Origin of the sequence: Streptomyces sp. GC420, from assembly GCF_009916105.1 — a bacterium.
Classification (GTDB): Bacteria; Actinomycetota; Actinomycetes; order Streptomycetales; family Streptomycetaceae; genus Streptomyces.
In genome coordinates, this window is sequence record NZ_JAAAXQ010000020.1 from 1 (window position 1) to 13357 (window position 13357).

General features: G+C 69.2%; 12 protein-coding genes. 1 reads left to right on the plus strand and 11 read right to left on the minus strand.

What is annotated here, in order from left to right:
- Positions 1–79 precede the first annotated feature (79 nt).
- Positions 80–2827 carry an AMP-binding protein gene (locus GUY61_RS04355; RefSeq protein WP_166628712.1) on the plus strand — a complete coding sequence of 916 codons (2748 nt, stop codon included), beginning with the start codon at positions 80–82 and terminating at the stop codon, positions 2825–2827.
- Positions 2828–2901: 74 nt separating this feature from the next.
- Here GUY61_RS04355 and GUY61_RS04360 read toward each other — a convergent pair whose 3' ends face one another.
- From GUY61_RS04360 to GUY61_RS04410, 11 genes are all read right to left on the minus strand, one after another.
- Positions 2902–3450, minus strand: coding sequence for a ribonucleoside-diphosphate reductase (locus GUY61_RS04360; RefSeq protein ID WP_208105551.1), 549 nt, complete (start codon positions 3448–3450; stop codon positions 2902–2904).
- A 408-nt stretch (positions 3451–3858) separates the two neighbouring features.
- On the minus strand, positions 3859–4785 hold the full coding sequence (locus tag GUY61_RS04365) for a hypothetical protein (RefSeq protein WP_166628713.1): 927 nt from the start codon (positions 4783–4785) through the stop codon (positions 3859–3861).
- 43 nt (positions 4786–4828) lie between these two features.
- Positions 4829–7066: a tetratricopeptide repeat protein gene (locus GUY61_RS41460; RefSeq protein ID WP_166628714.1), complete on the minus strand. Its 2238-nt coding sequence runs from the start codon at positions 7064–7066 to the stop codon at positions 4829–4831.
- A gap of 111 nt (positions 7067–7177) precedes the next feature.
- On the minus strand, positions 7178–8113 hold the full coding sequence (locus GUY61_RS04375) for an endonuclease/exonuclease/phosphatase family protein (RefSeq protein WP_166628715.1): 936 nt from the start codon (positions 8111–8113) through the stop codon (positions 7178–7180).
- Between the two features lie 143 nt (positions 8114–8256).
- A complete protein-coding gene (locus tag GUY61_RS04380) occupies positions 8257–9081 on the minus strand; it encodes a TetR/AcrR family transcriptional regulator (RefSeq protein WP_166628716.1) in 825 nt (274 codons plus the stop codon).
- Complete coding sequence (locus GUY61_RS04385; RefSeq protein ID WP_166628717.1) at positions 9078–9707, minus strand: CPBP family intramembrane glutamic endopeptidase; 630 nt, start codon at positions 9705–9707, stop codon at positions 9078–9080. Before GUY61_RS04385 ends, GUY61_RS04380 begins: the two co-directional genes overlap by 4 nt.
- Positions 9704–10108: a hypothetical protein gene (locus GUY61_RS04390; RefSeq protein ID WP_166628718.1), complete on the minus strand. Its 405-nt coding sequence runs from the start codon at positions 10106–10108 to the stop codon at positions 9704–9706. The genes GUY61_RS04385 and GUY61_RS04390 overlap by 4 nt, the downstream gene beginning before the upstream one ends.
- 6 nt (positions 10109–10114) lie before the next feature.
- Positions 10115–10327 carry an SAM-dependent methyltransferase gene (locus GUY61_RS41090; RefSeq protein WP_313896501.1) on the minus strand — a complete coding sequence of 71 codons (213 nt, stop codon included), beginning with the start codon at positions 10325–10327 and terminating at the stop codon, positions 10115–10117.
- Positions 10328–10353: 26 nt separating this feature from the next.
- A complete protein-coding gene (locus GUY61_RS04400) occupies positions 10354–10869 on the minus strand; it encodes a hypothetical protein (protein WP_166628711.1) in 516 nt (171 codons plus the stop codon).
- Between the two features lie 11 nt (positions 10870–10880).
- Positions 10881–11696 carry a zinc-dependent metalloprotease gene (locus GUY61_RS04405; RefSeq protein ID WP_166628719.1) on the minus strand — a complete coding sequence of 272 codons (816 nt, stop codon included), beginning with the start codon at positions 11694–11696 and terminating at the stop codon, positions 10881–10883.
- Positions 11697–12042: 346 nt separating this feature from the next.
- Positions 12043–13248: an acyl-CoA dehydrogenase family protein gene (locus tag GUY61_RS04410; RefSeq protein WP_166628720.1), complete on the minus strand. Its 1206-nt coding sequence runs from the start codon at positions 13246–13248 to the stop codon at positions 12043–12045.
- Positions 13249–13357 lie beyond the last annotated feature (109 nt).

Genomic DNA, 13357 nt, shown 5'->3' on the forward strand with positions numbered 1-13357 from the left:
GTTCTGCGCCCGCCCCGCACGAGCCCGTCACCCTCCGGCCCGCCCCACCGCGGCAGACCGCTCACGCCGGACAGCCGCGATGACGTTCGACTTCGCCCGGCTCTTCGCCCGCATCGCCGCCGACCACCCCGACCGGCCGGCCCTGCTCCACGGGGACCGCGCCGTCACCTGGGCGCAGCTCGACAACCAGGCCGCGGCCCTCGCCGGCCACCTGTACGCAAGCGGGCTCCGCCGCGGAGACATCGCCGCCCTGGCCCTGCTCAACCGGCCCGAACACCTCGTCGCCCTCGTGGCCTGCCTCCGTCTCGGGCTGACGCCCGCCAACGTCAACTACCGCTACACGGCCGCCGAGCTGGCGGACCTGCTCACGCTCTTACAACCACGTGCCGTCTTCTTCGACGCCAGCAACCTCACGGCTGCCAGTGGTGCCCGCGACCTCATGGGCAGCCACCGTGCTCCGGTCTGGATCGTTGACGGCGGACCGCCACCGCCATGGGGAGCGGCGCTGAGCGACGTACTCCAAAGCAGCACCCCCCTTTTCGACATTCTGTCCTCGCCCGACGACATCTTCCTCAAGTGCACGGGGGGCACCACGGGGCGTCCAGCTGCCGTCCGGTGGAGAACGCAAGACGTGGCCCGCAACATCTGCCGCAACAGTCCCTGGCTCACACGGAGCGACACCAATGTGCCCGTCGGCGAGCCGATCACCGTGGCCGAGGCCCGGCTCGTTGTCGCCAGCCCGCTGATGCACGGCTCCGGTCAGACCCGGGCCCTCGGCGCACTGTCCGCCGGCGGGCTGGTCATCACGGTGCCGCGGGTCGCTCCCTCCTCGATCTGGCAGGAGACGGCACGCCACGAAGCAGACACTCTGGCGATCGTCGGCGACGCCATGTCCCGGCCGCTGGCCGACGCCCTGACTCGCCAGCCGCATCGCTGGGACCTGACCGCGCTGCGCACGGTGACCTCCTCGGGCGCTGTGTGGAGTGCCGTCGAGAAGCAGCGGCTGCTGGAGCAGCTTCCGCACTTGCGCCTCGTCGAGACGCTCGGAGCCACCGAGGCCACAGGTCTCGGTAGCTCGGTCGCTGACCGTGGGAACGTGCCGGCAACCGGCACGTTCGACCTCGGACCCCACGCATCCGTGGTCAGGGGCGACGGTCGGCTCGCCGCGCCCGGAGAGGAGGGACTTCTCGGCGTGGCCGAACCCCATCCACTGGGCGCCCACGTCGACAGCGCGTTCCCCACGTCCCGCTTCGCGACCGTCGAAGGGACCCGCTACCTGCTGTCGGGCGACCACGCCCGCCGCCTGGACAACGACCGTGTTCTGCTCCTCGGCCGGTCCGACGAGTGCGTCAACATCGGCGGCGAGAAGGTCTACCTGCCCGAGATCGTGCAGGCGGCCCTCGAGCACCCATCCGTCCGGGACGCGGCCATCGTCCCGCTGCCCCACCCCGTGCGAGGGCAGACACTCGTCGCCCTCATGGAACTCACCAACGGCACCCCGGAGGGCGTGCGCCACTTCCTCTACCAGCGTCTCGCCCCCTACAAGGTCCCTCGGCTGGTCGTGCGCGTCGACGCGATTCCCCGGACGGCCGCAGGCAAGCTGAACAGCACAACCGCCCGCGCATACGCTGAGCGCGCTGTCCAAGCCGCTCCTTCACCCGAGGACCCACCCATATCCGGCGACGCCCGCGCTCACCGATCCGACGCCTGGCAGCACCTGATCTACACGGCCGAGCAGGAGCAGCTCCTGCTGGAAGGCGCCCTGGCCTCTCTGTTCGCCGCCCCGGACGTCGACCGCCAGGTCGGCAAGGCCCTGGGCTACCCCGAGTGGCCGCAACCACTGACCCTGCTGTCGGCCATCGCCCCGGAACTGGTCACTGCCACGGAGCAGCTGGCCTGCTACCTGGACTTCTCGGCCCGCGCCACAGCCGACGTCGTGCAATCCGTCGCCCGCCACGGCTGGCCCCGGGTCGACCGGGACGGCGCAGCTGCGGCAGACGCTGTCTGGCTGCTGATGCAGCACGGCGACCTCGCCCAAGAGGCGCGTGAGGAGCTGCTCTCCGAGGCGACCCGCGCGACCGCGAGCCGCCGGATCGACGGACGGCACCTGGCACTGCTCGATGACCGCGTGCAGTCCCTCAGGGGGGCGAGCCAGCGGTACGGCACCTTCGTGATCGTTCGGGACGATCAACCTCGGTTCTTGTACCCCGTCGACGGGACTTTCGCGGACGTCGACGGGAGACGGGCCCTGATCGGCATGCCGCTGCTCTCTCAGGATCTCACCCACGCCTACAGCCCGATCACCCCCTACGGCGCAGGTCGCACGACGCAGGGCAACTCGTTCACCCCGCCGGATCGCGGGGCGCGACCGCCCCTGCCGTCGGCGGCACGCTTCCCCGCGCCTGCTGAACCGGTCCCCGCTGATGCCGTGCCGGTGTACCTGGCCGCCACCCTGCGGCACCGCAACGAGATCCGGAACCTTCGCGACCGGCTTCCAGCCCCGCTCTACTCGACCGCGCGTTGGCTCGACCTGGATCCCCTCACCCGTCCCAGCTGTCAGTTCGACGCCGGCATAGCACTCAACCGGCTCGCTGCCCGGCTCTGCCTCGAAGACGTACGACGCTCCCGAGTGCTGATCGCGATGGGCATGAGCCGGCGCAGCGCGGGCCTGAGCGTGGAGATGGGCTGCGCGCTCGCTGCCGGGATCCCCGTGATCTACGTCGGGGAGCCGAGGTGCTCCTTCGACATGCTGCCCGAACCCGAAGTCGTCCTCGTTCCAGACGTCGAGGCAGCAGTGGAGACGGCGCTCGGGTGGGCTGACCGCTGACGTGGCCGAAACGCCAAGGGGCCGGACAGACGCGGAAACAGCGCGTCTATCCGGCCCCAGGGGAGCCTCTGCGGCTATCCCCGCCGTGCCTGCGCGACGACCGGAGCCGACATGGACAGCCCCACGAGGTCGGTCCAGACCTCGTTGCCAAGGCCGTCGACGGTCTGCTTGGTTTCACGTTCTTCGGCGGTGAGAACGTTCAGGCCGACCCGCGCGTCGTACGGCAAGTGATCCAGTGCCAGACGGCGGCCGACGTAGTCCATGACCGAGCTGACCTGCCTGATCTCCGGGTCGTTGGTGAGGCCAGCGGGCTCGAACCGCATCTGTACGTACTGCGCGACGAACCGCTCGAGCGGTACGCCGTGTCGGAGCCCTTCGGTGATGGTCGCGGAGAAGGCATCCATCATGCCGGCGAGCGTGGAGCCCTGCTTGGCCATGCGGATCATGACCTCGGCGGGGGACCCGTCAGGGGTACACGCGACAGTCAGGTAGCCCTTGCCCTCGCCCACAATGAACGACCGGGTCGTCGACTGCATCTGGCGCGGAGGGCGAGGCGGAGCCGGCCAGACCGCCCTGCCCTCCGCGCGCGTTCCCGTTCGACCGTCACCGATCTGCTCGGCCATGGATTGGACCTCATTCGTAATCGAAACTGACAGAATGCACCTGTGGACACAACCTGTGGGCATCAACTCGCAATTGACCACAAGATGTTGGGGTCTAACGTAAGGGCGTGCGGCTGTTCACACCAATCGCGGCACGCCGCATCCGCCCGGCCAACATCAGCTCCAGGCAACGGCATTCGCTTTCAGCGACGCCAGGCTGATGAACTGGTCGTTGATGGGTACGGAACCGCTGCCGTACTCGGTCCGTGTCGGATGGGCGCATAGATGCCGAAGGCGCGCGGGCTGATGACCAGGCCGTCGCGGACCAGACCGCGCAAGGCAGCGGCCACGACGGCCTGGCCCACCTTGTAGCCAGGCTCCAGGTCCCGGGAGGAGGAGCGCTCGGGGCGGGATGTGTCCTGCTCCGGTTCAACTCGCCGTGCGGATTGGGTCGCGGTGGAGGCGGATTCGCAGGTGGACCGGGAGGTGATCGGTCAGGTCTGTCAGAGCGAGATCCGTGCCGGGCATGTCCGGGGTGGGGATATCCGGTGCGAAGGAGCGGGGTGCGCCGAGCGTGCGGTAGTCCACGACCTCGATCCGCCGGCCAGTGACGAGGGCCTGATCGAGGTGAAGGGGAACCTTCTCGTTCTCGTACCAGTAGCCGACGGTGGGCTTCCGCCGGATCGGCACGTCGGCCTGCGGGTCACGCCAGCCGGCCTTCATCAGCATCTTCAGTGCTTGGGTGTCCCAGCCGCCGTACGATCCATCGGGCCGCCACTCCCGGTATCGGTGCCAAAGGTTCTGTGGCACCGCTGACCAGTCCTCCGGTTCCGGATCGTCTAGGTCGGGGCCGTTCGAGTCCATGATCAGGACACCGTCCTCCGGCCAGCCCGGAAACGACTGCCCGTAGTCGGCCAGGTGGGGGACTTCCAGCAGTCGGGCCGCGGGACTGCTGTACGTGAGATGTGCCCCGAGCACCAGCAGGCGGACGCCGTTCACCTCGAACTGCGCGCGGATGGCCCCGTGGTGGAAGGCACCGCGGGCGAGCTCCCTGGACGGGGAGGTGAGGCGGAGCTTGTCGGCTCTGTAGTACAGGCAGCTGTGGTTGATGCCGTCGCCATTGGCCGAGGTCACGTACGGGAGCGCGGTCAGCCCCGTGGCGTCCCCGAGGTCGGCGAAGCGGTTCCCCTCATGCCAGTTGGTGCCCTCCATGATCCACAAGACATCAAGGTCCGCGAGGGACGCGAGGAAGTCGATCTGCCGTTCGCGGCGGTACTCCTGGTCTCCGTCCATCCCCCCGTTCAGTACGTTCCAGCCGAGCAGGTCAAGGTCTGTCGCGTCGGTATATGTCGTCATGGATGCCCCCTCCGAGGACGTGGCCGGTTGGATGCGAGGCCGGCTACGCGGCCAGGGCACGGAGCCGCTGCTGTACGCGGTCCGTATCAGTCGGGCTGATGGGCGTGTAGATGGCGACGGCTTCCCGGTAGAGGTCTGCGGCTTCGTCGTGGCGGCCGGCGGCCTGGAGGGCCTGGCCGAGCATTTCGCGGCTGCGCGCCCGCCAGCGGGGTGAACCGGCGCGGTCGCACTCGGCGACGGCCTGCCGCCCGATCAACTCGCCTTTGACGAGGTCGCCGTCGAGGGTGTGGGCGCGGCCCTGCCAGGCCAGTGCCCGCGCCGCGTCGATGAGGTCCGGGACGGGGAGCGAGATGAGGGTGGCGTGGGCGGAGGCGAATGTGCCGACTGCCTGGCCCGGCCGTCCGAGGAGGGCCTGGACCTGGCCGAGGCACACATCGGTGATGGCGACAGCACGCCGGAACGTGATCTCGTTCCTGCTGTCTCCGCTGGAGACGGCCAGGTCGGCGAGCGTCGTACGCCGCTGGCGGCCCTGGAGCAGGAAGGGCTCGGCGTCCTGCGGGCGGCCCGCCGCGAGGTGGGTTGCGCCGAGCTCGTGCAGTGCCTGCGCTTCAGCCCGCCCGTCGTTGGCCCTCCGGGCGAGGCGGAGCACCTCGTCGAACGCCTCGATCGCGTCGGGGTGTCGGCCGGCGCCGCGCATGCCCACCGCCCATGTGCCGAGGATCTCCACCTCGAAGGCGGGGTCCATGGTGCCCTGGTCCCGGCCGTTGCGGACCGCGCGGAGGGCGATGGTGTGGGTCTCCTCCCACAGGTCGTAGTCGTGGTGGGCACGCAGCAGTGGCCACAGAGCGTGCGTGAGCTGCACTGCCGACGAGCCGAGCCCGGCGTCGTCCGCCGCGCGAACCGCGGCACGCAGGTTGTCCCGCTGCGATTCCAGCCAGGCCAGGGCGTCGCCTTCGGTGTCGAATTCGACGGGCTCCCCGGGCTGGTAGCGCAAATCCCGGGGGAGCAGGCGGTGCGTTGGGGTGACGAGCCGCTCGACCCGGGTCATGGTGTCGAGGTAGTGGTCGAGCGCCATGCGCAGCACTTGCCCCCTGTCCGCCGGTTCCTCGATGGCGAACAGATTGGCGGCGTGCTCGCGTGCGCTGTCGTGAAATCGGAGCACGGCGCCGCGGACGACGTGCTCCTCCGGTTGAGCGGTTTCGATCATGCCTGCCACGAGCAGTACGTCCAGCGCCTCCTGCGCGGCCGACCGGGACAGCCCGGAGACGGCCGCGGCCAGCGCGGCGTCGAAGTCCAGGGCGAACAGGCTGCCGAGGCGCCGATACACGGCGGCGGCGGGGGGCGGCAGTTGCTGGTAGCGGTCGTCGAGGGCTGTGGTCACAGCCACCTCCTGAGGGTTGAGAACGGGACGGGCGGTGCGCACTGCGGATTGGGTGCGCACCAGGTCGGCGGCCGCGGTGGCCAGGGACTGGTCGGTGCGGGAGGCCAGGGCGCCGACGACCACGGCCAGGGCCATCGGCAGGCCGGCGGACAGCCGTACGATCCGGTCTGCGGCCCGGCGGTCTCCGGTGACCCGGTCCCGGCCGAGTTGGCGTACGAGGTAGTCCTGCGCGGCCTCGTCGTCGAGCGGCGCGAGCGTGTGGAACCGCGCGCCGTGGCCGGCGAGGCCTTCCAGCACGTGATGGCTCGTAGTCACGACGATGTGGCCGGGGCCGCCGGGCAACAGCGCGTGCACCTGGTCGGCGTCGGTGGCGTTGTCCAGCAGGACGCACACCGGACGTTCGGGGTCGGCGGTCGCCGTACGCCACCATGCGCTGAGTTCGTCGGTTGTCGTGGCGCGTATGCCGGGACGGACGGACCTCAGGAGACGGGCGAGGATCTCCGGGGTGGAGGCGGGACCCCCGGGGGCATAGCCGCGCAGATCGGCGTACAGCGCTCCGCCGGGGAACTGCTCCATCTGCGTGTGGAGGAACCTGTTGGCGAGGGCGGTCTTGCCGATACCGCTGGGGCCGCTGATCGCGATGATGCGCGTGGAGTCGGCGGACAGGTGGTCCACGGCGGCCGCCATCTGGACCAGGTCATAGTCCCGGTCCGTCCAGACGGCGGGCACGGGCGGAAGTTGGCGGGGCGTGGGCGGAGTGAACACCGCTTCATGCACGGTCACATGGACATCGGCGATGCTGTCGGCCTGTATGACGGGCCCGTTCACCGTGCTGTCGGCCAGCTGGTTGGAGGTTGCGCGGCCGGCTCGGGGACCGTCGGCGGGATGGGATGGGATCACGGGGCTGCTCCTGGTGGCGGCTCGGCCGGGCGGATTGCACTGCCCGGCCGAGCCGGGGCCGTACGGAGAAGGAGGCGCTCACGGGCGCGTACGGGGTCCTGCGTCACGCGGTCAGGACACGCGCGGCGGCACCAGAAGTGGCTGCCCGGGCCCCATCGAGACGAACTGTTGGCGAGACAGAAGGGCCGGCATCGGCAGTAGCGGTTGGTCGCTCCACTTGGCCAGCGGCCGGATGGTCTGACGGAGGAGGGCTTCGACGAGCTTGCGGCGCGACAGGTCGATCACGACGAGGTCGTGATCGCTGAGCCCGGACATGTCGATGACGCAGACGTACTCCACGCCTTGGACACTGAAGGAGTCCATGAGCTCGCGGTCGAGGCGGACAGGGCCGCCTTGTTCCGGGCGAGCACGGCCGGCCGTGGCAGCCATGGCATTGAGCTGTCCGTGGTGGGCCGCCCAGCGGGCGGCATCGTGCATGCCGGCCGCCAGCATGATGTCGTCGAAGTTCGTGTAACTGCGCCAGGAGCCGTCCGGCAACTGCTCGGCACGGTGCAGCCGGTGGACATCATCCGTGATCTCGGGGGAGGACCAGTCGATGGTCGGGACCAGCTCGCCGTGAGGGCTGGGCATTTCGTTGGTATCGCCGAGCAGCCAGCACGCCGCCCACGGGGCGGTGTGGCCGTTGTGGGCTTTGACCCTGTCCACCAGGCGCGTCAGTTTGAACGTCTCACGCCGCCGGTCGGGCGGCGAGCAGTACGCGTTGTGGAAGACGGCCGAGTGGATCGCGACATCGGGAACTTCGTCCAGGTACAGGGGGACGTGGGTAGGTGGCGTGTGGAACCCGGTGCGGTGGTGGCGCTGGGGCCCGATGGTGAACGTGCCTTCGCGTACGAAGAGCCCGGTCGGGTTGTTGCCCTCGCCCATCCCGCCGAGGAGGCCGCGCATGCCCACCAGGATGTCCTCGGAGGCACCAAGCCGATCTCTGGCGGCGGCCGCCTCCTCCGGAGAAGCATCGGGCCCGGTCTGGACGTGTGGGAGCTCCGGCATGCCGATCCAGTCCGCTTCCAGCTGGGCCAGGAATTCGTACGCCTCGCGACACAGTTCGGGAAGTATCCCGGGCGCCGGACTGGGGCCGCCGTTTCGCTCAAAGTTCCAGTTCAGGAGACGGATACGATCACCGGACTTTGGCATCATGCGAACCTCCGGGCCTGCTGGGGTGGAGAAGGGCGGCGCGGGGAAGGCGCGGTGGCCAGCTGAGGGCGAGCGTCAACGGTCCGCGTCGGGCGGGCTAATGGGCGTGCAGGTGTCGACGGCTCGCTCCCTGATTTCTTCAGCGTCGTCGCTGCGCCGCTGCCGGGTGCGCGGGCGGGAGACCGGCTGTCGGGCAGCAGGCTCCGAGCGGTGTGGGTGATTTCCCAACGAGCCTGGATGGTTGCCGTGGGCAAGAGTAGGTAGGAGACCGTCATGCGGACGATGGCCTCGACCTCCTGGATCCGGTCGGGGTGTCCGCCGGGCTCGGCGGCATACAAGCGGCGACAGCGTTCCGCGACCGCGCCCACAACTGCGGCCAGGCCTCGGCCGAGGTTGACCCGCTGATCTGCCGGGGTGTGCCGTGGCGAGAGGAGACTCAGGTCTGCTGCCTGGGGGGCATGGCCGGTGAGCACGTCGTGGAGCAAGGGGTGATCATGGCTCACTGCGAGTATCCAGCTCATCGCGGCCACGAGGCAGTCTCTGGGTTCCGCACCCCGTCCGCGGGCTCGGCGCCAGCGCAGGTCCACTCCGTCCAGCAGCCGGTCGGTCTCCCGCCAGAGCAGAGCCTGGGTGATGCCGTTCCGGTCACCGAAGGTGTTGTAGAGGGTTTGCCGTGACACGCCTGCGGCGGACGCGATCCGCTCCATCGAGGTCCGGTCCCACGCGCCATCCGCGTGTAGACCAAGCGCGATGTTCAGCACGGCTTCTCTGACGCGCAGTTCCCGGGGCGTGCGCCGATGGCCCGGTGCGGTGTCGCTGCTCATACGTGTGCCTCGTCGCCAGTCCGCGTCTCCCGCCAGGCCCAGAAGGCTGCCGCGAGTGCGAGGGCGAGCACAGGTAGGAGCGGCACGCCGAACAGGGTGTTGAGCGTGTTGTATGCGGCGTGGGCGAGAACGAGCGGGATCACCCGCTGGTAGCGGTGATACAGCCATCCCGCCGTGATGCCGAGGGGCAGCATCGCAAGCATGGGCCACAGCCCCAGGTAGGCGTGCGGGAGAGTACGCATCAGGGCGACGACGACCAGGCACTCCCACAGTGGCCGCCGCGCAGCGGTCAGGACCGCGACCACCACCGCCGTGGCCAGAAGCTCTTCGACGCAGGCCGACCAGATGCCATGGACGAGATGCGGGCCGAGGTCCGGTACTCCGGCCGCGGTCGCCTGATCTCCCTCCATGACGGGGCCGGGCAGCCGCTGGAGCACGCTGAGCAGCAGAACGGCCGCGCACACCGCCGCCGCGTAGGCGTAGAAGACCATCTCGCCCTGCGCCCGTGTCGCCCGCTCGGCCTTGGTGCGCTTGCGGAACAGCCGCTTCGGCCCGGTCAGCTTCAGGTGCTGAATGGACAGTCCCCAGCGGGCGGTGACCTCGACGCAGAGCCATATCCAGATCACCAGCCCTCGCTGAGATGTCCGGCGATCTGTGTCGAGGTGCCGTTGGCCGTGAATTCGCCGGCCTCGTCGGCGGTGATCACGGTGAGCGCGCCCACGAGGGGGACGGCACGCCGCCACCAATGCTCCATCTTGTCGGGCTGGGGCCGTGTGATGATCAGCCACCAGAGCCAAACTGCGGCACCGGCGAGCCCGGCCAGTCGGCCGATCTCCTCGACTCGAAGCGCCGCGACCGGCACATCGACGTCGTACAGCTCCGCGGCGGCCAGGACGGCCCCCGCGAGGTGAGGTCCGGCCGCGAAGGCGTAAAGGGTCAGCACTGCGGCGTACCCGTGTGCCGCTCTCCAAGAGCTGGGTCGCTGCCCGGATATGAGCAGTTGGCTGCGGGCAAGAAGCGAAGGCATGTCTTCCTAGGACTGTGTGGTGAGGAGTGAGTAGCGGTTCTCGCTGTGCGAGGCGGGGGACGGCGCGTGCTGTACGGCTGGCGTCGTCCCTACTGCTGCGTGGTGTCGCCGCGGCTGCCCTTGGAGATCCTGGTCGACGGGGTAGTTGTCCTTGCCGCCCAACCAGTAGTTCCAGGTCCTGGCTGAATGGGGGACGGACGTGTCGATCTTGTTTTCCACGGGGATTCTCCGGAAGTCGTGCCCGGTCAGGGACCAGATCGGGGGTCGGGGGGCGCGAGAGCAGTGAGGATGGGGCACAGCGCGAAGGGCGCCGTCAGGAGTCGCCCGGTCGGATCACCGCGAGTGATCCACCGCAGGCTGAGGCCGTCGTCCCGGGCGGCACGCGGAGGGATCTGCACCATGGGCCCGCTGAGGTAGGTGACCCAGGGCGGCCAGGGAAGACCGCCGGAGCGCAGCGGGACGTAGAAGTTCCAGCAACTACCTTCAGCGGATACCGCGCCGCGCCGCTCGCCGTGCGACCGCAACTGATCGAGGGCCAAACTGGCGATCTGCTGCGGTGTCCGTACCACGTCGAAGCAGCGTCCGGTCTCAATGAAACGGGCCGCGGAGCTGCGCCACGCCGAGCCCAGCAGTGCGTACGCCTCCCGGCCGGGATCATCCTCGGCGGCAGTGGGGATGGTCCACGGTCGTTGGGCAGAGGCCTTCGGCTGTACGCCGGCCGGGGCGGGCCGCCGGGCTTTGGTGCGTCGGATGGTGATCACGCGGTGGCCCTTCAGGCAGGCTGACGCCGGAGCCACTGATCGGGGTGACGCAGTTCGTCGAGCGTGGGGACGAGCTCGTGCATCGTCCACAGACGGTTGAAGCCCTCAGAACCGATCGAGTCCATGGCCTGCTCGACGAACGCCGTCGACCGGAGCAGCCGCCGGCCGCGCTGCCCACGTTCGCGGAGGAACACAAGCGCCGCCTGACGCCGATAGGTCCAGGAAGGCCGTCGCTGCCTGTCGGACACTGGCTTGCCCAGTACGAGCGGCGTTGTCCTACGGCCTGCCCAGCAGGCATGACCGGTGCTCAGCTGGACGACCGGACTCTGGTCTTCCCGGACCGGTGGCCAAGCACCACCCGGGACGAGGACTCCGCGACACGCCTCGACCTGCGCTTGTTCGGTGAGCACGCGGACGAGTAACTCGCAGAGTCCGTCGGGGTCGGAGAGCAGGCCCTGATGCGCGAGCGCCTTAGGCACGACCAACGTCGAAGGCCAGCCGACGGTGTTGGCGACAAGGACGGATGCGTCAACCGCCCATAACGTGCGTGCCGCCCGGCCTGCGTCTATGGGGAGTGCCGCGACCTTCTTCCGCTCGCGCGCGGTCAACTCGGCGTCCGTGGTGTCGCGTTCGACCTGACGGCGGATGAAGGCCGAGAAGTCCTTGGCCAGGTCGGGGACGGTCAGCAGCCTCACCGTTACGGTGTGCGGCAGCGCGAGCCCGGTGATCTGCTCGACGTACGGTGCCGCCTTGGTGAGGAAGACGCTCATGTCCTCTGCCAGCTGCGAGTTCCGACCGGTCTCGTCCCGGACGTTGATCGTGGTCATGCGCGGGCTTTCGGGTCGGGTGCGGGCAATGAGGTAGCGGACGGTGGTCCGGAGTGCCATCTGACGGTGACGGCGGCGACGATCGCCACGTGGCGGCTCATCGGGATGCTGATGAGCCCCCTCGACCCCACGGCGGGAGGCGGCTGCCCCCAGTGGGCGGGCGGTGCGGTGGCGGAATGGTTCGGCACAGGTCTTTTCTGGTGTTCGACAGCGTCTTCACTGCTTGGCGGGTGGGATGTCCGGTGCGGAGGGCTGGGGGTGCGAATGGGCTGTGTGGCCCCCGCACCGGAGGGGACCCGCCTCTCTGTCGGCCGCCGACTGCTGACAGAGAGGCGGGAGCTGTGCGTCAGCTTCGGCGGCGGAGGGCGTGCCGAACGGACCACTGCGTTCGCGAGGGACCGAGTGCGGCGTCTGCGATGTACTTGATCTGTATGTCGTCTGAGCCAGCCGGCGCGTTGATGAGGCGAACGTCGCGCAGGAGCCGTTCGATCGGGTTCTCCAGGCGTACGGCGTGGCCACCGTGGAGGTGCTGGGCGTCCTCGGCGGAAGCGACCGCCGTCCGGTTGCTGACGAGCTTGGCGTCGAGGAGCCACTCGTCACATGGCTCGCCTGCGTCGAGCAGATACGAGGCGTGGAAGACAGCAAGTTCGGCCTGTCTCATCCTGACCGCCATCTCCGCGATTCGACGGCGGACGGCGGGTACGTCTGAAAGGTGTCCACCGCGGCGTTCGCGCTCGGATACCCACCTCGTCGTTACGTCCCAGGTCTCCTGCTGGATGCCCAGGCCGACTGCGGCGAGATTCAAGCGTCCGTAGACCACCGAGGAGATCAGTGCGGCGTCCTCACCGTCACCGACTTCGCCGATGACATGGGATCGGGGGACGCGGACTCCCGTCAGACGGAGTCCGTCGGCAGAGAATCCCCGCAGCCCGCTTACGGGCCGGCGGATGACCTCGACTCCGGGCATGCCGTTCTCCACCAGGAAGGCCGTGAGACCTCGTGGGTCACCGGTCTTGCCCGTGCGGGCGACCACGCAGTGGATGTCTCCGAGATCGACGTTGCCCACCAGATCCTTCTCACCGTCGAGGATGAAGTCCCGACCTTTGCGGCGGGCTGTGGTGTCCATCCCGCGGAGGTGGCTTCCGGAGTGGCGGTCTGTGGAGGCGATGGTCGGCCAGACGCGGCCTGCGGCGATCTCGGGCAACCACTGGCTGCGCATCTCGTCGCTCCCGCATTCGATGATGGGAGCCGCGCCGAGAATGGAGGCCTGGAGAATGGCGCCGGCGGCCGCGCTGGCCCGGGAGATCACCACGAGGGTCATCGTCTTGGAGACGTGTCCTTCGTCCATGCCGCCGAAATCGGATCCGATGAGCACCCCGAGGAGTCCCGCGTCGCTGCAGATCCGTCGTACTTCGCGGTCGGTGTGCGGGCCGAGGGCTTCCAACTGGGGAACGAGCGGTGCGATTTCGCGCTGCGCGAGCGACGTGACCAGCTCGTGAAGGTGCTGATGGTCTTCGGTCCGGTACGGGTGGACGAGGGTGTCGGCTGTCATGGTCTGGTCCCCTCTTTCTGGGCAGGCGGCGGGGTGCATCTGCTCCGGGCGCTCAGGTGGTTCGTCGGGGCAGGACGGGTCCGGCATGTCGTCGGTGGGCTCTGGGGGA